22 protein-coding genes and 2 pseudogenes are annotated in these 19,975 nt (G+C 52.2%); all 24 read right to left on the bottom strand.

The window, feature by feature from the left end:
- Positions 1-28: 28 nt before the first annotated feature.
- Positions 29-238, bottom strand: a complete 210-nt coding sequence (locus OL236_RS04045; RefSeq protein WP_265071429.1) for a hypothetical protein — start codon at positions 236-238, stop codon at positions 29-31.
- 85 nt (positions 239-323) lie between these two features.
- Positions 324-2,669 carry a hypothetical protein gene (locus OL236_RS04040; RefSeq protein WP_265071428.1) on the bottom strand — a complete coding sequence of 782 codons (2,346 nt, stop codon included), beginning with the start codon at positions 2,667-2,669 and terminating at the stop codon, positions 324-326.
- 39 nt (positions 2,670-2,708) lie between these two features.
- On the bottom strand, positions 2,709-3,686 hold the full coding sequence (locus OL236_RS04035) for an endonuclease/exonuclease/phosphatase family protein (protein WP_265071427.1): 978 nt from the start codon (positions 3,684-3,686) through the stop codon (positions 2,709-2,711).
- Positions 3,687-4,129: 443 nt separating this feature from the next.
- The gene (locus OL236_RS04030; protein ID WP_265071426.1) at positions 4,130-5,752 is read right to left on the bottom strand and encodes a recombinase family protein; all 1,623 of its coding nucleotides are present in this window, start codon (positions 5,750-5,752) and stop codon (positions 4,130-4,132) included.
- Positions 5,658-7,250, bottom strand: coding sequence for a recombinase family protein (locus OL236_RS04025; protein ID WP_265071784.1), 1,593 nt, complete (start codon positions 7,248-7,250; stop codon positions 5,658-5,660). Before OL236_RS04025 ends, OL236_RS04030 begins: the two co-directional genes overlap by 95 nt.
- A gap of 80 nt (positions 7,251-7,330) precedes the next feature.
- Positions 7,331-7,519, bottom strand: coding sequence for an SHOCT domain-containing protein (locus OL236_RS04020; RefSeq protein WP_265071425.1), 189 nt, complete (start codon positions 7,517-7,519; stop codon positions 7,331-7,333).
- A 6-nt stretch (positions 7,520-7,525) separates the two neighbouring features.
- A complete protein-coding gene (locus OL236_RS04015; RefSeq protein ID WP_265071424.1) occupies positions 7,526-7,954 on the bottom strand; it encodes an RNA polymerase subunit sigma-70 in 429 nt (142 codons plus the stop codon).
- Positions 7,955-8,116: 162 nt separating this feature from the next.
- Positions 8,117-8,521 carry a holin family protein gene (locus OL236_RS04010; RefSeq protein WP_265071423.1) on the bottom strand — a complete coding sequence of 135 codons (405 nt, stop codon included), beginning with the start codon at positions 8,519-8,521 and terminating at the stop codon, positions 8,117-8,119.
- Entirely contained in the window at positions 8,506-9,699 is a 1,194-nt protein-coding gene (locus OL236_RS04005) for a hypothetical protein (protein WP_265071422.1), read from the bottom strand. Before OL236_RS04005 ends, OL236_RS04010 begins: the two co-directional genes overlap by 16 nt.
- A 28-nt stretch (positions 9,700-9,727) precedes the next feature.
- Positions 9,728-9,952 (bottom strand): hypothetical protein, encoded by a 225-nt coding sequence (locus tag OL236_RS04000; protein ID WP_265071421.1) that lies wholly within the window; start codon positions 9,950-9,952, stop codon positions 9,728-9,730.
- A gap of 2 nt (positions 9,953-9,954) precedes the next feature.
- A complete protein-coding gene (locus OL236_RS03995) occupies positions 9,955-12,018 on the bottom strand; it encodes a hypothetical protein (RefSeq protein ID WP_265071420.1) in 2,064 nt (687 codons plus the stop codon).
- Between the two features lies 1 nt (position 12,019).
- Positions 12,020-12,967, bottom strand: coding sequence for a hypothetical protein (locus OL236_RS03990; protein WP_265071419.1), 948 nt, complete (start codon positions 12,965-12,967; stop codon positions 12,020-12,022).
- Between the two features lie 12 nt (positions 12,968-12,979).
- Positions 12,980-13,393 (bottom strand): hypothetical protein, encoded by a 414-nt coding sequence (locus OL236_RS03985; RefSeq protein WP_265071418.1) that lies wholly within the window; start codon positions 13,391-13,393, stop codon positions 12,980-12,982.
- 2 nt (positions 13,394-13,395) lie between these two features.
- A complete protein-coding gene (locus OL236_RS03980; protein WP_265071783.1) occupies positions 13,396-13,653 on the bottom strand; it encodes a phosphoribosylformylglycinamidine cyclo-ligase in 258 nt (85 codons plus the stop codon).
- A 53-nt stretch (positions 13,654-13,706) separates the two neighbouring features.
- Positions 13,707-14,285 (bottom strand): annotated as a pseudogene (locus tag OL236_RS12480) (hypothetical protein); the annotation flags it as partial.
- A 173-nt stretch (positions 14,286-14,458) separates the two neighbouring features.
- The gene (gpG, locus tag OL236_RS03970) at positions 14,459-14,770 is read right to left on the bottom strand and encodes a phage tail assembly chaperone G (protein WP_265071416.1); all 312 of its coding nucleotides are present in this window, start codon (positions 14,768-14,770) and stop codon (positions 14,459-14,461) included.
- Between the two features lie 16 nt (positions 14,771-14,786).
- Positions 14,787-15,383 (bottom strand): major tail protein, encoded by a 597-nt coding sequence (locus OL236_RS03965; protein WP_265071415.1) that lies wholly within the window; start codon positions 15,381-15,383, stop codon positions 14,787-14,789.
- Positions 15,383-15,736 carry a hypothetical protein gene (locus OL236_RS03960; protein ID WP_265071414.1) on the bottom strand — a complete coding sequence of 118 codons (354 nt, stop codon included), beginning with the start codon at positions 15,734-15,736 and terminating at the stop codon, positions 15,383-15,385. The genes OL236_RS03965 and OL236_RS03960 overlap by 1 nt, the downstream gene beginning before the upstream one ends.
- Positions 15,733-16,122: an HK97 gp10 family phage protein gene (locus OL236_RS03955; protein WP_265071413.1), complete on the bottom strand. Its 390-nt coding sequence runs from the start codon at positions 16,120-16,122 to the stop codon at positions 15,733-15,735. The genes OL236_RS03960 and OL236_RS03955 overlap by 4 nt, the downstream gene beginning before the upstream one ends.
- A complete protein-coding gene (locus tag OL236_RS03950; protein ID WP_265071412.1) occupies positions 16,112-16,453 on the bottom strand; it encodes a phage head closure protein in 342 nt (113 codons plus the stop codon). Before OL236_RS03950 ends, OL236_RS03955 begins: the two co-directional genes overlap by 11 nt.
- Positions 16,453-16,728, bottom strand: a complete 276-nt coding sequence (locus tag OL236_RS03945; RefSeq protein WP_265071411.1) for a head-tail connector protein — start codon at positions 16,726-16,728, stop codon at positions 16,453-16,455. Before OL236_RS03945 ends, OL236_RS03950 begins: the two co-directional genes overlap by 1 nt.
- Before the next feature lie 92 nt (positions 16,729-16,820).
- Entirely contained in the window at positions 16,821-17,996 is a 1,176-nt protein-coding gene (locus tag OL236_RS03940) for a phage major capsid protein (protein WP_265071410.1), read from the bottom strand.
- Positions 17,997-18,009: 13 nt separating this feature from the next.
- Positions 18,010-18,705, bottom strand: a complete 696-nt coding sequence (locus tag OL236_RS03935) for a head maturation protease, ClpP-related (RefSeq protein WP_265071782.1) — start codon at positions 18,703-18,705, stop codon at positions 18,010-18,012.
- Positions 18,695-19,954, bottom strand: a pseudogene (locus OL236_RS03930) (phage portal protein). Before OL236_RS03930 ends, OL236_RS03935 begins: the two are co-directional and overlap by 11 nt.
- Between the last annotated feature and the right edge of the window lie 21 nt (positions 19,955-19,975).

Raw genomic sequence — 19,975 nt, 5'->3', positions numbered from 1 at the left:
TATTTGCTTTATCTTATTTTTTAGGCTTTCAAACTCCAGTAAAATTGATACGCCCATCTGCATCACACACATCACTGTATGCGGATTTCATGCTAGAAGAGTCAACAATATCCTCCGAAGTATCTACATCTTTTGAGAATGCTTCCTTGAACTCATGTTCTTCAGCTTTTCGCCGCTTTTTCTTTGCCCACTGATAAGCAGCGTATTCCACTGGAAATACAAATTTAAATACATTCACATGCATCATCTCCTATACTTCTTAAGTTCATAAGACGGGAAAAACGCAATTTCAATATATTCACAAACAAGAAATGATGCCCACCTCATCCCTCATGTTCTCCAAAACAATCCGACAATCTTTGAATGAATTGATACAATGCTCCCATATCCAAGAATTTATTACGATAGGTCGATTTATAAGACAACACTCCAAAAGTAACCTCATGAAGAATAATCCCATCTTCACCATTCTTGCCACGCATTAGCTTTACCTCATGGTATTTTGTGCATTTTGTTCGCTGCCCATCAATAAGAATCCCTGCACCTGTAAAGAAAAGGGCTTTTTCTCCGTTGTCGATAATCATGTAGGTATGGCGTGCAACCAGTGATTCTATCTTCGAATGCCTGTCAAGGTAACGCGTAAACGCTTCATCCCCTTTATAAAAAACAGCCTTCTGTGCATTGGATTGAACGACACTCTCATCCATCTCTTTCTTCATATCGTCAATCAATGCCTTTTCAGCTCTCCTCCTCTTCTGAGCCTGTACTGCACCGCCACCGAATAAGTCAGGTGCAAACAGTTCGTGTTCCATACGAAGAACAACAGCAACAGCACACCCTGGATTGACAGCAATTTCCGGCAACTCAAGCTCCTGCTCCTTACAGAAACGATTCAATTTTGCCTCTCTCGCTGTGATAACAGCCATATCATCCCCATCAATACTCTTTGCGATCCTTCTATACAGCTCGATAATCGCAGGTTTTACAATGGCAGAAAAATTGACCTTTTGAAGTGAAATATATGCCCTTTCGCCAAAGGAGCCATTATCCATCGCCGTCTGTGCTTCACTGATACCTTTACGAACAAGACCGAGATTCTCCTCGATTTGATGAACCACTTGATCAACCTGAGCAGGAGCACGCAAACATTCGTCAATATCAAACGCGGCTTGGAAGAGGTCATTCAAGTTATCCAACATACCAAGTTCAAGTTCTACTTGATGCATACGCTCGGTATACCGTCGCCCCTTTCCTCGCCTCTCTTGGAATAGGCGGGAGACAGCAACACAACGCTGCATCTCGGACTGTCTTGTATCCCAGAAGAATTTCTCTGGATATACGCGCTCCTCATCAAAGACGGATGTCAGCTTATTCCAGCGAATCGAATACTTGCGCACCAAGTCAGCCAAAACACGCTGGTATTTTTTCTTTAATAGCAATCTTTGCCGATTCATAAAATCTGTTTCTGCCTCAGGTGCGGATTGACCGTTCATAGGCATGGGGTAAAGATACTGGGGATCAACACGCTGGAGGAGCACTTCATACCCTTTACGATCATGCATACGTACATACAGACCGCTCAAGAGTTGTCCATTGAGAACTTTATTGTAGTCCTCATTCACCAAGTTCCGAAGAATCTTAGCCGCCTGCTTTTCCTCGCCCATCCGCAAATACATGACTGCACAGAGTTCAAGGACATCGTTTGTATTTCCTGAAATACGAATTGCCCGCTGGAGCATATCAAGAACTTTATCCCGATAGGGTTCATAATTCCCAGTTCCGATAAGAATATCCACATGTTCCAGCAGACATGATGCCGCAATAGAATCTTCCCGCAAAACACGAACGCTTTCAAATCCCTGATATTTTTCAAAGTGTTCTAAGGCTTTTTTTCTGTAATCACAGCGAAGCTCATCACTGATAGGAATTGACCTGTTTTCTGCGATATAGTTTGCTGCATTTCCAAAGAAATACCAGAAGGGTGGATATGCGGTAAATTTCTCTTTTATGGAATCCAGCCGTTCATATTTCCTTATATCATCTGAATCCATTAATATCTTATTGTACTGATTGATTTGCCGCTCTGTCAAACGATACTCATCGGGGAAATCATAGGTGTCAGCCAGTCTCCACGCTGTATAGAACAGTTCCCGCCGCAGAGCATTGAATTGTTCCATCGCCGCACGCTGGAGCTTCCATTCCTCCTTTTCCCGCTGAAGCAGATATTCATTCTTGTTGCGACGATAATTCATATAACCGACACCGACCTGTGATACCAACGAAAACGCCATTGTATATGGATCTGTACCTGCGACAAAAACGCCAAAGTTGGGAACTGCTGACCAAACGGCATTCCGCATTTTCTCTTGGTATTCTCGCTCGATGAATTTTCGATCGCCTTCTTGAATTTTAAAATAGGTAATTACATCCAGTAACTGTCTGAGTATGTGGAGAAGCGCATCGTCCTTAGGGATTTTCTCAAGATCGAGGTTGTTTAGTATCGTTTCATATTCCTGTTCCAATACATTGAGATCATCATAGTCAATGATCTGCGACACAGACACCGTACACATATTCAGTGCATAGGCAGCCCGTAGTTTAGCATCATCTGTCTGAAGCATATTCATTTGTTCCTTTTTGCTGTTGGACAACGACTCCTTGTTGCTCATGATATACCATATACTCCCTTCATGAATTAGCCAGGACAATTATTTAAGCCCCATCGTCATAACAATTGGAACATGATCTGATACTGTTTTGAAGTAAGTTTCAAAATCATCGTTACAATATTTTCTAACAGCATCAATTTTCTTTACATAAATTCGAATACCAAAAAACCTATCAACATCATAAGAAAAATGATCATAATTATTTGCATACCCGCTAGCTCTATTCTGGTACTCGCCTACCTCTTCATCCGTTATATCATCGTCAAATTTCCTCTTCAGAGTAGTCTTTTCATACTGAACTGTCTTTATCTTCTTATTTCCCCATCGTTTGGCAATCTCAATATCCTCTACATAAAACCCCGATGTATTAAACGGTCTCTGAAGTTCAGCATTATAATCGCCAAGGATGATCGTATATGAAGGCATTCGCCCCTCTCCTTCCCACTGCTCCGTGGTTTTACTGCCATGATAGACACGATCTTCCACCTGCGGATATACTTCTTTGATAAGATTATCTAGTTCTCGCCGCCGCTGAACTTTATCCGTAAAATGCGTGTGTACACATAGCAAACGTATCTCAAAATATGGTCCGCCAAGACCTGCAGGGGTGAACCGCGCATAGTACGGCATACGCGTCATTAAATCTTTTCTTAGTCTGCATATGCGTGGCTTGAACGTCCGAATTGTACCGTCTTCCAATTTTGCCACGGGCAAGCGTAAACGCCTCTTCTTCCACAAAAAAGCATATCCCTCAGAGCGGGGATCATTTTCCGATTCGGCATCCGCCCATGCAAAGTCCCATTCCGATGCACCTAGTTCATATAGAAGAGCGCGTTTCCGTGCATTCTCCTCCCAAGAAAGCACTTTACCTTTACTTAAAACCTCCTGCAAAGCAACGACATCAAAATCTTCTTTTCGAATAATTTCCGCAATTTTTCGTAAATCTCTTGGATTATCTCTCCCCATAGCTTTTAGTCCAAGATTTTTCAGATTAAACGATCCGATGCGATAGCTCATTTTTCCCCTCGTTTCTACTTCACTACCCGCACCGCCCTCCCTAACTCCGCAACGCATATCGCCCCGTTCCCATACACCTCAGTGGTGATCAAATAGACGCTATTCTCCTCTTAAGAAGGGATGTGGGCGTGGATGGCTTCGACAGAGATGATGCGGCACAGTTCGCCTACATACACGAATTGGATACGTTTGCAGATTTCGCCGTCGCTAAACTCATCGCCGTGAGAAATGTGAAAACACTCCCTGGCGCTGCAAAGGAACAATGCGGTCAATACGAAAGATGGTCGGGGAGTCCTTTCCCCACCTCTATAAATGCAATGAGATAGAAATATTTCAAACTTCCCACATGAAGTCCTCTTTAATATATTACAAAATTTCTACATAACTTTTTAAAGCCCTGCTTCTTGATAGAAAATTTCAAACAATTTCTCCTAAATCTTTCTTCAAATTCTTACCTTCGTTCCATCCCGAAACACCACCGTCATGCCCTTGCCCACGGTCACGCACTCTACCATGCTCGCCCAAAGCTGGCTGCCGAACTCTGCCACAGGCACACTCTGTTCCTTGATGCACTTGATGAACACCGCCAATCGCTCGGACTGCGCTTCCTTGGCAGAGATGGTTTCCGTCACTTCGTCAAACCGAGCCTTGGCGGCATCATATCTCGCCACAAGCCCCTCGTAGTGCTTCTGATACTCCTCTTGATTCTGTGCAATGCGGGCGTTCTCACGGACAGCTTTCTCCATCATCTCCACCAACACCGCCAGTTCCTGCTGCAGCTTGGCTTTCTCCTCCGCAAGCACCGTCGTGTCACAGAGTACCTGTCGCACGAGCCGAGCATTCGCGATGATCTCATCCCGCTCCGTCACCAGCCGATTGAATGCTGTGACGAAGGCTTCCTTGATTTCATCCTCCGTCACATGGGGCGTCTGGCATTTCTGCCCGTCATACTTGCTGTTGCAGCGGTAAACGGTGCGCCTGTACTTATCTGTGGAATGCCAAACCTTGGCTCCAAAGTAACCGCCGCACGCACTGCATCGGATTTTCCCCGAGAAAATACTCACACCACTGTATCTCCCGCCCTCCCGTGTGCGTCGCTCCATCTCCCTCTGCACCATCTCGAACACGGCAGGGTCGATGATGGCGGGATGGCTCTGCTCCACGAAGTAGCTTGGCACTTGCCCGCAGTTCTTGACGGCTTTCTTGGTGAGAAAGTCCGGCGTGAAGGTCTTTTGAATCCTCGCACAGCCCGTGTACTTCTCGTTGGCGAGGACTCCCCGGATGGTCTTGGCGTTCCATTTCTCCTTGCCCGTGACCGTCAAGATATGTCGTACGGCCAGTTCCTTGGTAATTCGGCAAGCCGTCATACCCTCAAGGAAAAGCCGGAAGATGAGCCGCACGATCTTGGCCTGCTCCTCGTTGATAGCAAGATTTCCATCCTCGCCCTTGTCGTAGCCGAGAAAGCGCGAGTATCCGACGGAGAACTTGCCGTCTGCGAATCTCTTCCGCAAGCCCCATGTGACGTTCTCGGAAATGCTCCTCGCTTCCTCCTGCGATAGGCTAGAAAGAATCGTCAAGAGGATTTCGCCGCGAGCCTGAAATGTCCAGATGGACTCTTTTTCAAAATAGACTTCAACACCATGTTCCTTGAGTTTCCGTATGGTAGTGAGCGAATCAACCGTATTTCTTGCAAAACGCGACACGGATTTCGTGACAATCAGCTGGATTTTTCCATCCAGAGCATCCTGCACCATACGAGTAAATCCCTCGCGCTTTTTCATGGAGGTTCCCGTCACGCCTTCATCCGAATACATCCCAGCAAACTCCCAGTCTGAGCGGCTCTGGATGTAGTTGGTGTAATAATCCACTTGGGCGGCGTAGGAGGTTTTCTGATCTTCGTTGTCCGTGGAGACTCGTGCATACGCCGCCACTTTACGCTTTTCTGCACTCGCCAGCGGCACTTCCGAAAATCTATGGATGCTGGCCGGGATGACCGTCACACTTCGCATCGCGCTCACGTCCTTTCCATCGTCTGTATTCCGCTTGCCGCCGCATTTGAACAGCATCGAATATCTCCTGCGTCACTAGCGGCTCATGGTCGTTCTCGATAATTTCCTCCCGTCCGCTCTCGGAGAACTGCGCCTTGATTCGGCGAACGCCGAGGTAGAAGTCGTTGTCCAGCGTATAGGCAATCAGCTTGCGCGATATTTTCCCACGCATGCTGCCATAGCCGTCGGCTTCCAGCTTCCGTGAGATGTCGGTGATTTGCCAGCCGTCGAGATAGTATTGGAATATCAGCCGAACCGCCTCGGCTTCTTTGGGAACAAGCACATAACCGTTTTTGCTCCATCGGTAGCCGAAGGGCTTCTTGTGCGGGTCGGTGCACTTCTTTTCCGCTTGATTGAAGTAGTGGATTTTCGCCGTCTTGACCGTGCCATCGTAGAAGTGGAATTCCAACACGTCCGTATCGGTGGTGCGGATTTTCTCTACGGTCTTGGCAAACACATTCTCGTCAAATTCCGTCAGTCCCAGCACCTCGCAAGAAGCCTCCCGCAGCCGATAGCCACGGATGTTCCTCGCATCGCACGTCCGCTTGCGGATTTTGTCGTAGCAATACCAATGTTCCTGCAAGCCGTCATGTCCGTTGGTTCTGGTCGCTCCCTTGACGAAGTGTGCGCCGCATTTGCCGCAGATGATTTTCGCCGAGAAGCAGCTGGGCTTTACGATGCGATGCGCCGCCAGGTTGAAGTCGTAGCTGGCCTGGATTTTCTTTTGCACCTTCTCAAACGTCACCCTGTCGATGATGGCAGGGTGATTGTCCGTAATGTAGTAGCGCGGCAGCTGTCCCTTGTTCTCGATGATTCTGTGCGTCCGAGGATTTTCCGTGATGTAACGCTGCAGAAGAACATCTCCGGCATAGACCATGTTCCGCAAGGCGTAGCGAATGAACGGCACGGATGAAGCATGTCCGTGTTTCTGCAGCCAGCGGGATGTCTGACTAAGCGGAATACCCTTGAGGAAATTGTTGTAAATCACCCGGATGGCATCTGCTTCTTCCTCGCAGATGACGAAGGACTTGCCGTCCCATCGGTAGCCATAGGCGGCAGCGTGCCATTGCTCCCCACGCTCGAATTTCTTCTGAATCGACCACTTGGCATTGTCGGATTGGCTGCGGCTCTCCTCTTCCGCAAAGCCCGCCAAAATTCCGAGCATGAGTTCCCCGTCCGCCGAGAGCGACTGGATGTTCTCCTTCTCAAACCATACATCGATGCCGAGAGATTTTAAGTGCCGCACGGTTTCCAACAGGTCTACCGTGTTTCTGGCAAATCTTGAAATGCTCTTGCAGAGAACGATGTCGATTTTCCCGGCATCGCAGTCCTCGACCATTCGCTTGAATTCTGCCCGGCGGCGAATCCCGCCGCCGGAGATGCCGCTGTCGGCGTACACCCCGGCATAGATCCATTCGGGATTGTTCTGGATGAGATTGCTGTAATAACTGACCTGTGCCGAGAGTGAATGGTTCAGCCTGTCTGATTCCATTGAAACACGGGCATAAGCTGCCACTTTCTTTTTGGGCGTAAGTGTCGCCACGGTCGGCTCTATGCGTGTAATCTTCAATTGTATCACCCTTCACCATATATCCCTCAACTCGGGCAAGGAGTCAACGGTATTTCCGCATAGATCGAGCCAATCAGCGGCTTATATTTTTCGAGGAAGATTTGCTCGACCTTGGCGTACTCTTCTGAAGAGATCAGCCCCGCAGAACGCATACGGCGCACCATCCCCATCGTGGCTTGGTACATTTTTTCGCGCTGAAACGCTTCCTTCGTCATGGGCGATCACCTCCGAGTTCTGGTGCTCTTGCATCCGCCAAACCGCTCGGCGATATAGCACGCATGAGAGCAGTATTTCCTGTGGCTGTTGCCGTAAATCTCGAAGGTTCTGCCGCAATGACGACACACCAATGGATAGACAGCTTTTCGCTGCACGAGCTGCAGATGGCTGTTCCACCACTTCTGGCGGCAAGCATCGGAGCAGAACCGCCGTTTCTTCCTGCCGGGAATCTGCTCCATCGACTTGCCGCAGCATTCGCAACTCAAGCCAACATCCGCAGCCTGCGGCTTGACTGCCTCCGGCTTTGCTGCATTCATCCTGCGGCAAAAAGACTTCACGGTGTTCTCGGATAGGCCAATGCACTGCGCGATTTTCTTGTAGCCCTCGCCCTTCCCGCGAAGGTCTTTGATTTGCTTCTTTTGCTCTTCTGTCATGCTGCTGTCCCCCTTCTACTATTGAAAGGACAGAAAGTCGAATTTTTAGCGGATGTTTTCATGAAATCACCTCTATAAGAGAGCCACGGCAAAGGTGAAACTTCATGGATTTTGGGCAAAAAAATAAGCCCGGCAGGATTTTCCCCGCCGGGCTTCGTTCCTTTATCCGAGCATCTGTTTTTCCCGTATCTCCTTCATGGCTTCCTGCAGCTTCTTCGGTACGGGAAGCCCCATTCTCGCTGCGTGTCCTACAATTGAGATACCCTCGTTCGACAAGTAGAAGAAGATTACCGCCGAACGCAGGACGCAGCCGCTGCCGATGATGTGGACGTCGAGCACGTTCGCCACGCCGACGAGCAGAAAGATGGCGACTTTCCGCACGATGCCCTGAAAGCCGATCTCGCTCGACAGGTTCTTGTCCAATACGGCGCAGAGGACGCCCGTGATGTAATCTACGGCGATGAATACGACCAGTGCGTAGAGCAGATGGTCGAAGTCGCCGAGAAACTCGCCGACAAGCACACCGATGCATGTCGACCACCAACGAAGGTTCATAAGGTTTTCCATGATTTGCTGCCTCCTTGAATTGCATTTTTCAACGTCGTTTCCCACGTCTTTATATCCCGTACACGACGGAAGCGGAACGTGTCGCAATAACCCTTGACAAGTCTTTTCATCACGCCGTCTTTGCATAGGTACAATCCATCCTCGAAAGGACGCACTTCGTCCCACTCCTGCGGATAGGGTTCTTCCGGATTCTGATCCCAGCCTTTACTAATCGCCCATAGCTTCTGTATAGTCACATGATACACGCCGAGCAGATATGCCCCTTCGCCGATGCGAAGAATCGTAAAGCGCGTGCCAAGACGAAAGCACCCGGTGACGGCCTTGTCTCCTGCCGGCGTAAAAATAGTCAAGATGATACGCTCGGGACGGTTGAGCGCATTGGCGCCCGCTGGCTCATAACTGTTCCACATATAATAGTAGCCGTCGTGAATCGGGAACTTTTTCCCCCTCGCGCCCGTAAAATTTTCTATCTTCCGCAGAAATCCGTTTTTGTTATAGCGTGCATATTCATAGAACAACGGATGTGCCCCTTCAGCATCCACATAATACACGGTATTGGTCATTTCCCTGCCGGGTTTTCTGCCTTCATATCCGCCGTCTGTGGAGGCGTCAATTTCCAAATAGAAGCCCCAGTTCCCTTCGCAGTCTACATGTCCGCCTCCGGTAATGATGCTTGTGAAAGTGGCATTTTTCAACACCCCGTAATACGGTCTGAGATCATGCGAGGCGATTTCTTTCCCATTCTTTTCTACACGGACAGCGCCCAGAGCGCTCGGCCTTATCCCTAAATCACCCTCCACCCAGTAAACGCCCGTGAGCGTAAAAATGTTTCCGTAGGCATCCATATCCGCATCGAGGAGCTGCCTATTGTCTCGCGGATACGGATGCGGCAGAAGATATGCGGCATGCGCCCCCAGATAAAGAAGCCCTCGGTAACTGACCGATGGAAGTTTTGACAGCCATCGCAGTTCTCCTCGTTGGTAGATGCAATGCCATCCGCCAACGTATAGAGGAACGCCGCTTTCCCTTCTTTTACCGAGCACAGGCGCACTGCCGCCTGCGGATTCATGCCCGTAGATGCAGCGGCCGTCCGTCCACACCCAGTCGCCGCTGTGGACGCTCCGGTTTCCGATGACGGTGAGCCACTTCCCTTCGGCAAGTGCCTTCTTACCCGCCACAGTGCTCACTCTTGCCCTGTGCATATTCTCACGCTCCTAAGATGATTGCCGTGCCGCCTTTGGAAATTTGCACCCAGACGAGAGCGCCTTCTTCCGTGCTGCAGTCTACGACGGCTTTAAACGAATAGGAGCGCGATCCGATGCGGACTCTGCCGCCTTGAATCACGCCCCTCTGCGCCTTGCCTTCCTGTTTCTCTCGTGTATCTTTGACGCTTTTTCTGAGCGCGTCGGCTAGTCCTTGCACGCCGTTCATAATCAGTACCACCTCGTCATCTTTATGGTTTGCTTGAGGGAGCGCGGCGTAAGCTCGACGGCATTCGACTGCAGGAAATATTCTTTGCCCTCGAATTTTATGCGCTCGGTGAAATCAGCGATATGCCCGACATCCGGCACGCCGTCGCAAATGTTCGCAAACACTTCCAACGTGACGGTTTCCTGCGTCTTGCGGTTGAGCCAGAGAATCGCCTGCGTCAGTTCTTTGAGGACCGCTTCGCCCTTGACGGGAAATTCCGTATCAATCAGCGAGGTGAAGGGTGCATCATCGTCGTCGCCTGAGTAGCGTGAGCCTAGGCTGAGATTGGACTGCTCGACCGTGAAGCGGCTTGCCTTGCCGCCGGGCTTGCCCTGCGAGAGGGTGCTGCCCTCGAGATTGCCGTCAACGTAGACGGTCGTCGCGTACCAGCCGTAGCCCAGTGGCGCGTGGTAAGTGATTCGCTCCGTGCCGCGCTCGTTGTTCCAGTCCGTCCAGTCGTATTCCGTGTGCTTCTTCCCATCGTTGATGGGTTCTGTCGTGCGTTCCCATTCCTTGACGAGATACACATCACGCTCGGTTTCGGCGTAGGTGTATTCCGTGCGGCTAGTGGAGCCATCCTTATTGTGCGTCTGCTTGCTCGTCAGATATTCGCCATGGTAGGTGTATCGCGTCATGCCTTTCTCATTCGTTTCGCTTGTCAGAAAGCCGTTGTGGTAGGTGCGGCTCATTTCTTCCCAAGAGATCGTACCCGTAAAAGGAATCGGCTCGGTATCTTCCTCGTTGTAGGCGTTGCCTGCCGTCTCGGAAACGTGGCCGCTGTGCCACAGGGAGCGCACGAGGCGGCGCTCCACCGTTGGGCAACTGTGCGGCCAGTCCGTGATGTCGAGGACGGACGCTTCTCTGCCCCGTTGGACGATATGCAGCGTATCTTCGCGGATGAACACATTGACCTGCCGCTGCGGCAGTTTCGCCGTCCAGCCAAAAAGCGCAGAGATGAAGTCTTGGTATGTCATGCCGCTGTCCTCGAAGTTCTGTGACGGCGTAAAGTCATCGCACGCCCAATGGAGATGCAAGCCGAGCGCAGCGGCGATGGACTGCGCGTAATAAGAGGCTTGCGCTTCTTTTACGAAGATGCGAATGGCAGAGTAGAGCGTCGCGTCCTTGCTGTACGCGCCTTTCACCGTTTGGAGCAAGTCCCGTTGGAGTGTTTCTTCCACCAAAAATGAGAAGCGATAGTCCAAGATCTGACCGCGCACGGCATCGCCGATGGCAAGCGGCTGTGCTGTCTCCATCTGAAAATTGTCGGAAAGCGTCATCTCTCCGAGCGTGACAGCAAAGGAACGGATGCCATGGGTGCGAAAGTTGTCGGCGATCTGTGATACGGCACGCTTGCTTCGCTTGTTTCTTCTTCCATGCGATGACGTGACATATTCGAACACATGAGGAATGCGAAGCAAGGTGTCGAAGCGAACGCGCACTCGCGCCACGACAGTACGGCGCAAGGCGGCTTTGGCGACATTTCCCCTGCCGAGTCTGCGCTGCGTTTTCGCCGCCGCGCGATTCCCCATGCCTGGCGTGCGCTTGGTGTCGCAACAAACCGTCTCCCGCTTGACGACTTCGCGCCCTGTCGCCCCACGCACGATGCAGTAGTTCGGAGATAGCGTGCGGTAAGTATCACAGCGGATGCAGACATAAATGCCGCCTACGCATCTTCGCGTGGCGGCAGAAGCCGTATTTCTTTGTGCAACACGCCGCAAAAGTTTGGCGCTCGTCCAGTCGATGGCGGAGGAAGTGACCGTGCGCTTCGTATCTGCCATAATGCAGTTGGTGCTGCAAACCTGCCTTTGACTGTCTGCTCTTGCTTCAGCTGTTTCGGCAACTTGGCGCTTGGTATCTACACTCACCGTCTCCCTGTGCTTAGACGCGGGGATGATCGTGCCGTATAGTTGAGGACGCAGACATTCGATCCCCCTCGGAATCCATGTCATGTATATCTTCGGGGCGAGAACTTCCTTGCCCACAGGAATCCATGAAATCCAAAGCTGCGGTTTCAGCGAAGCGTCCATCCTATTCTCCTGCCTTCCAGCCGAACTTTCTCCCTGTCAATTCCGCCAAGCGCAAGGAAACAGCGCGGCTGTCCACGATGCCGCCCGGCGGCTGCTCTTTCAAGACATGCCTGCCGTATTCCGTAACGGTCTCGCCATTTTTCTCAAGCGCCGTAAGCGCACAAAGCCCTTCCGCTGTCCGGTATGCAGGATTGCCGACAAGTGCGATACCCGTCACTTGGGATTCTTCCCCATACGTCGCTGCAAGAGCCGCCGTGTCCACAGTCTGCAAAAGCATCTGACCGGGAGATGTCGCCGTATACATGCCATTGCCGGAATCCTCCATTGTCGTCTCAACCGTCATACTCGGCAGCAGGATGACCTGTTCCCTCGGATCGATTACGGTATCCGACAGGATGATATTGGAGAAAAGCCCATGTTTTGCAGTGCTCACAATTTCCAGCACCTTACTTTCTTTGAAAACGCCATCCCCATCGTATGAACGTGTACCAAGCTCTGCTCCGTTCACCATGAGGGTTACTGACCCTTCGCGAGTACCCGGTTTATACTTGACGTGAAAATAAAGCGTATTGACGTCATCCAGTTTGAGATGCGAGCTTTCCTTGAAGTCCAGATAATCCGTACTCCCTGTCGCGCTGACGATAGAACTCGAATGCAAGGTTCCGTTGACGTACCAATTGTCGTACCTTTTTGAAATCCTTGCGCCATGCCCCCCTGCGAGTGCAACCCTGACCTCGAAATTATCCTTGCCAGAATCACTTTCACGGTGCAGATACACGTCAAACTTGCCGTAAAGCTCCGTCGGTGCTTCGGTGAGCACGATGCCGCGCTTCTCCGCAGGCTGCCAGAAAGCCGTACCCGTCTTGCTGTATGCCGCGCCCTCCACCGACGTCCCCGTATCGGTGTCGAGCAGATTGGCATATCCCGGATTGATGTACTTGAACGCCATGCCATCGCCTCCTCAGACTTCTACGATCAGCCCTTCCGCCTGCACGTCAACCGTGGTGTCGTTCTTTGGGCTTTCATCCGACGTACTCGTCGCCTTGACCCAGAAGATGACGTTGCCTTCGCCGACGCTTTGCAGGGAGATCGTGTCTTTCCAATCAGCGGAAGCCAAGACCGTATCTGCCGTGTAGTTATTATCTTGAGCGGCTTTCCACTTGGCGGCGTTCGTGCCGACGAACTTGATCGTGACCGCACCTTCGGCCTTGTAGCCGGAATCGCAGCGCACAGCGCATTTGACGGCTTTCTCCTCTTCCTTCGCCGCATCCAGCAATACTGCAATAGGAGAAGTCTCCGTATCCGTGCTGGCTTCCGTGCCGTCTTTCATGCGGATCGTAGGATTGTTCATATAAATGTGCAGCTTGTTCGCCATAGTCATACCCTCCAAAATTCCAGTGTGAGTTTATACGCCTTAGAAAAGTGCGGCACATAAGCGTATGCTTTCATCGTCACGCGCATGTTGTGCCAAACATTTCCTGCCTCGTCCGTAACGTCCACTTTCTCGCGAGCGTCCCAGTATCTCTTGATTTTCTCCCAGTCACTTGCCAGCACTGTGGCAGTGCAGGAGATGCGGTCGCCTTGAGCGACGTGTCCGAAATCCTGCACGACCGCACCGCCGACGATTTCCACCATGCGCTGACGGTTGTCGGACAAGACCTGCCAATTCTCCGCTTCCAAAGTCCGCACATCACCAATTTGAAGATGTTGAACAGTCCCGCGCCCGACGTGAATACTGCCATAAGAGCCGCTGTCTTGGCATTGAGGATGGACATCCCCTCCGACAGGCTGTGAACTCCTCCCTTGGCAGCTGAAAAGCCCGCCGAAAGTTTCTGCCCCATCGCCTTTGCGCGGCTGCCCGTCGTCTTCATCTCGGCATTGAGCTTTCTAAGCTCTGCCTCTAATTGAGCAACTTGCCGTTGCTGCTTGAGGAGATTCATCTCGGCATAGCGCGTGCGTGCACCGTCCTTGTCCGCTTTCTGCACATCCTTGAGCACGTTGACGAGGATTTCTTCTTTCTTTCGTTGGATGTCCAGCTGACGGTTGATGGCTTCATACTTGACCTTGATCTTGTCAAGCTCCGTACCCGCACCGTCGAGTTTAGCGAGGTCGACATCCATCTTGAGTTTCAGCTGATTGCTCTTGCTGTTGAGCCTTGAAATCGTCTCGGACACCGTGCGCCCCGCCGTATCGAAGTCGAGCTGCAGGCGTGCGATGTCGAGTCCTAAGCTGATATACAGCTCGTCGATTTTCTGTCCTCTTGCCATTTACATCACATCGTCAATGAAAATTTTCTGCCCATCCTCCTTGATTTCAACCATCGCAATAAGCTGATCTAAGAGGAAGGCGATCTCATGAGCGTCGACCTCCTGCATCGTCCAGCCGTAGGAGGACTGCAGGCGCTCGTAGTAGCGCAGGATGTTCTGATACGGGGAAAGCTCTACGCCTTCCCCTCCTCGTCGTTTGGGAGTTTCACGAGTTTCTGGAAGGTCAGGGACTGAATCCAGCGGAAAAGTTCCCGTGTCAGCGGTACGATGTCCGCGATCTCGATGTTGTCGTCGATGGCTTCCTTTGTCACTTCCTCGCGGTCAAAGGCGAGCAGGATGAGGTTGATTTCCGCATCGAGGAACTCCTCGACGCTGAGGTTCTTCTTGTCCTCGTCGAAGAAGGCAAGAAATTTGCGCCACACCTTCATCTTGGGCGGTTTCGGCGCATACGTTTTGCCATAGAGCGTGATGGTTGGTGTTTCCACGTCGGCTCATCTCCTCTCAAACGCTTTCGTACCACTTCGTTCCGGTTTCGGCAATGAAGCCCGTCGCCTCCTCGTCGGCTTTCGCATACGACTGCCCGTCCGACAGGCGATAGATCGCCTTCGCCGAGATGGTCGGCGTATCGTACTTGATGTTCTCTTCCTTCGTGTTGCCCGATTCCGAAGGCTCGACAAATTGGACTTTGAAAAATTTTGTGAACCTCTTCTTGCCGTTCCTCTTGTCCGACTGGAACATGACGGCGAAATACGGCGGCACGTCGTCCTTGTTCGCTGTCATGACACCCTTGTCAATCTTGTGCCCGAAAAGATAGGCGACGTATTCCAAGGGGAGTGCCGACGTATCGAAGGTCAGGTCATACGAGGCGGTATTGGCCGCCGTATCTACGGACTGCCCGTCGGCAAAAAGTTCTGCCTGGCTCGTCTTGGGCTTGATGTCCACTTTTCGCAGAATTTTGCCCAGACTGATGGGCGGTTCATACGTCGCCGCGCCGTTCGGTACGTCCGTCAGCATCTTGGCGATATGAAGCTTTTCCACATTGATAAACTGCCCGCTCGTGAGATTGGCGGCAGGCGCGGTTACGGTTGGACTTGGCATTATGCTTCAACTCCTGTTCTGAAATCCATGATTTTTACAAAGACATGCTTTTCCGCCAGCTCCATCGACTGATAGCGGCGAAAACCGAGACTGTCCATGACCTTCCTCGCGGCATCCTCAATTTTTTCATACGCGCCGTCCTTCGTGAGAATGTGCAGTCGCACGGTCACGCGCCGCTCCATCTCCATGCCGTCCGCCGACAGCGCGGGAACGTCGGAGATGATGGAATACACGAGGACGAGATAGCTTCCTGCATCGGGGCTTCTGCCATGATAGATGCCGTTCCGATGGAGCAGTCTTGTAAGCGGCTTGTATCTCGCCAATGCTTGATAAACCTTGCTGGCTATGCTCATCTTCCTTCCCTCCGCAGTGCCGCCTTGACGGCTTCGACGATGTTCTTCTTGATGGCGTCCCGCTCGGCATCGAGTGCGGGATAGAGAAACGGCTTGTTGATCTTCGGGCTGAACTCGACGAGCTTGCCGTAAGCCGTACCGTCCTGTGCCGTGGCATCCGCAACGATGCGCCACGAGATACCGCCCCCGCGCTTGACGCAGTGGATGGAATCCCGGAGCGCACCCGGCACGACACGCTTGTCTCGTCCCCGATAGACGGGACAGCGGCTTTTCGCCTCCGTCTTAACGGCTTCTGCTCCTTCTGCCAGCGCCTTTTTCGCTACATTCATAGCGCCCTTGCCCATACTATTCAAAAGCTCGCGTGTTGAAATATAGTCACGGCTCATCTTCCACCAACTCCCTGCACTCAATCACGAGCCAACGCTTCCTGCCGTCCATGCCATAAGGCGGCGCTTTGATTGCCAAAGTCTTGTTTTCCCATTGGATGAAATCCGTATCTCGAATGTCTTCCCGATAGCGAACGACCACGCGATACTCGACTTCCTTGACCTGCTCGGCATACCCGTCCGAGATTTTTGCTGCAAACGGCAAGACCTTCGCCCAACAGATACAATATCTCTCGCGACTCTGCTCGACGAGATTGCCCGCCTCGTCGGGCGCATTTCTCGGGCGCAGCACCGTGATGCGGTGGCGCAGTTCGCCAATGTTGACGTACATCAAAAACTCTCTTTTCGCTCTCCGAAAAGCAACGCCCGAAGCGTCAGTGCGAGCTTCCGATGGTCAGCCTCCTCGCGATGCTCGTAGAGATACGCGACAGCATAGAGAATCGCCGTCCGTGCCGCTTCCTGCTTCTTGACTTCCTTCCACGACTTGGCACGCAGAATCGCCAGCGAAAGCTGCTCCGCCGTATCGGCAAAGGAGGTGAGTAGGCTGTCTTCGGCATCCGAATCGATGCGCAGATAACCCTTGATTTCTTCGAGCGATACAAGCATAGGAACGCATCTCCTTTCAGCATAGAAAAAGCCGCTGCACCCATTGATGTAGCGGCTTTTCCTTTTCCTTTTCCTCTTCCTCTTCTTTTGCCTTATCCCTTGATTTTCAGCAACTGCACGGCTTCTGCCAGAACAAGCTTGCCGTCGACGCGCTCCTTCATAAGGTACGCCACCATGCCGTTCCCCGCGAAAAGCTCCTTGAGTTCCTGCAAAGAGCGCGTGCCGCGATCGCCGATGTTGTAGTAGGCGTAGTCGCCGAAAGCAAGTGCGATCTTCCCTGCCGCAGCCGCAGGCATATATGCCGAGGTGTGGACGGGATAGCCGAGCAGACGGTCGGGTTCGCCCATCTGGTACGAGGGCTGCCACAGATATGCGCCGTTGTTGTCCTTGAGCTTGCGGATGCTTGCAAGCGTCTGGTCGTTGACGAGGAACGCCGCATTCTTGCGGTATGGACGCTTGAGGCTGTAGACGAAGGAAAGAAGCTCGTCCGCCTTGATGTCGGCTGCCGCCGTGGTGAGGGAAGTCTGCCCCGTAGCAAGAAGCCCCTTCGGCTTATGCACGCCGTTGCCATTGAGGAAGGCATCCTCTTCGGCATTGCCGAGCGCCTTGCCGAACTGCTCGATGAGGTAGCTTTCGAGTTTGAAGGCATTGTCATAGAGCAGCTCTTCCGTGACCTTGACCGCAACGTGCAGTTTGTGCGCATCGAGAACGATCTGGTCGAAGGTCGCATCGCCAAAGGTAAGAGGTGCGCCTTCCTCAATCCAAGATGCCGCAGGCTTCGTGGCCGCGATGTTGATCTTGTGCTTGCCGCTCGTCGTGATCGTCGTCGCAAGGGAACGCAGGACATTCTCCTCGCTGAGTACGTCGATAAGGCGCTTGTCGTACTCCTCCGGTACGAGATAGCCGCCGCTGGCGTCCGTACCTTCCTGCAGCACATTTTCAATCTGCCTGAAGTTCGTGCGCAGCGCCTTGAGCATCGTGGCACGGTAGGCGTCGCTCGCCCTGCCCGTCTGCTCTTTGCCCAAAGATGCGCCCGGCAGATTGGTGATTGCCACCGACGTCGGTTTTGCCATTTCCGCATCGAGAATCGCCTGCCGCTCCATGCGCTCGATGTCCTTGCCGAGCGCGAGAACCTCGCTTTCCATCTGCTCGTATGCTTTGGCATCCTCTGCCGAGAGGCTGCCTTCCTGCGTGTGTTCATCCAAGAACGTCTTTGCCTGCTCCCAGAGAGCCACACGCTTTTCACGTATTGCCAAAATCTTATCCATGTTATTTCCTCCCTCAGTGTGCAATAGAAAAGAGCCGCCTTTTCAGCGACTCCGCATCGACTTTGTTCATTTGCTTGCCCTGCCCGAATTTCGAGAGCAGCGAGTTTGTGACGGCGGCGCGAGAGAAGATCACCCCGTCTGCCGCATCACCTGCGGAATATTCCCGATCTTCATAGAGAATAGCATCGGCAAATCCCAGCTCCACTGCCTTCTTTGCATTCATCCACGTCTCGGCATCCATGAGCCGCGAAATCTTCGCTCGTGACATCCCCGTCTTGATTTCATAAGCATTGATGATGCTTTCCTTGACCTCGGCAAGCAGTGCGATGGCGCGTTCCATCTCCTGCACGTCACCGATGGAAATGGTCATAGGATTGTGGATCATTACCATGCCTACAGGAGATATTTCCACGGTCGAACCTGCCATCGCGATGACAGATGCCGCCGATGCCGCAAGGCCATCAATTCTGACGTTGACCTTGCCCGGATAGTCCATCAGCATGTTGTAGATTTGCGCCGCCGCAAAGCAGTCTCCGCCGGGCGAGTTAATCCAGAGAACGACATCTCCCTCTGCCGCATGAAGCTCCTCGCGAAATATTGCAGGCGTGACTTCATCGCCGAACCACGTCTCGTCAGAAATCTCACCGTCGAGAAGCAGCGTCCGCCTTTCTCCCTCGTTTCGTACCCAGTTCCAAAATTTACGTTTCACCGTCATTCCCTTCCTTCCAGTTGTTTGCAAACAATCCAGCATCCTTGAGTTTCGTCATGCTGCCGTTGATGAGATAGAGGTCGCCGCCTTCGTCACCCTCAATTGGATTGAGGTCTTCGAGGCTTCGGATGTCGTTCGCGGAGAGCCAGCCATTCTGCCTGCCGATGGCATACCCTTCCATGCGGCTCTTGTAATCTCCACGCAAAAGCCCGTCCACCTTGAAGCGGATGAAATACTCCTTCCTCTCCTTATCCGTAAGCAGGGCTTTCTGCAGCGACTGCTCCCAGCGCACCACCCACGGATTCAGCGTGTATTTGACGAACTCAAGGGACTGCTGCTCAATGTTGTTGAAGCTGGATTTTTCCAAGTCGCCGATCATGTGCGGCGGCACGCGATAGAGCCGCGCAATCTCGTCGATCTGGAACTTCCTCGTTTCAAGGAACTGCGCTTCTTCGGGCGGGATAGCAATTTGCTGATACTTGACGCCCTCTTCGAGCACAGCAATCCTGCCCGTATTCATCGTGCCGCCGTAAACGGCGTGCCAGCTCTCGCGCAGCTTCGACGGGTCTTTCAAAACACCCGGATGTTCCAAGACACCGCCCGGACGCGCACCGTTGCGGAAGAATGCCGCGCCGTATTCCTCCGTTGCAAGCGCAATGCCGATGGCGTTCTTCGCCATGGCGATGGGACTGTAACCGACAAGACCGTCGAAGCCGAGTCCAGGGATATGGAGCACATCCTCGCGCCGCAGAGTAATCTGCCGCTGTCCTTTGAGCTGCGGATTGGACTCGCTCATCGGTGTGTAAGTGTAAACGATTTCCCCAGATTCATCGCGTCCGACACTCATGCGATTGGGCAGAAGCGGGTACAGCCCCATCACGCGTCCTCGCCCATCACGCAAAATTTATGCGTAGGAATTTCCCCACAGAAGCAGGTGTATCATGGAAGTCTCTCGAAATATGAAAGAGGTCATCTCAGGGTTGGGCGCATCGTGGAGAAGAAAATAGAGCGGATGCTCCGGCACACGCTCTTTTCCGTTTCCGCGATACTCATACACATGAAGCGGCAATCCCGCGATAGACTCCGCAAGGATGCGGACACAGGCATACACCGCCATGGTCTGCATTGCCGTGAACTCGTTGACATTCTGCCCTGCAGCAGACTTACCGAACATGAATGGCCAACCGCCGAAGCGGCAGAGGTTTTGCGGCTTATCCCGTGAGCGGAAGAGTTTTGAGAAGAAGTTCATGCTATCAGCAACCTTTCGATT

The sequence above is a fragment of the Selenomonas sputigena genome (assembly GCF_026015965.1).
Lineage (GTDB): Bacteria > Bacillota > Negativicutes > Selenomonadales > Selenomonadaceae > Selenomonas.
The sequence above is the reverse complement of the archived record's forward strand: the minus strand, read 5'-3'. Positions and strand labels throughout refer to the sequence as shown.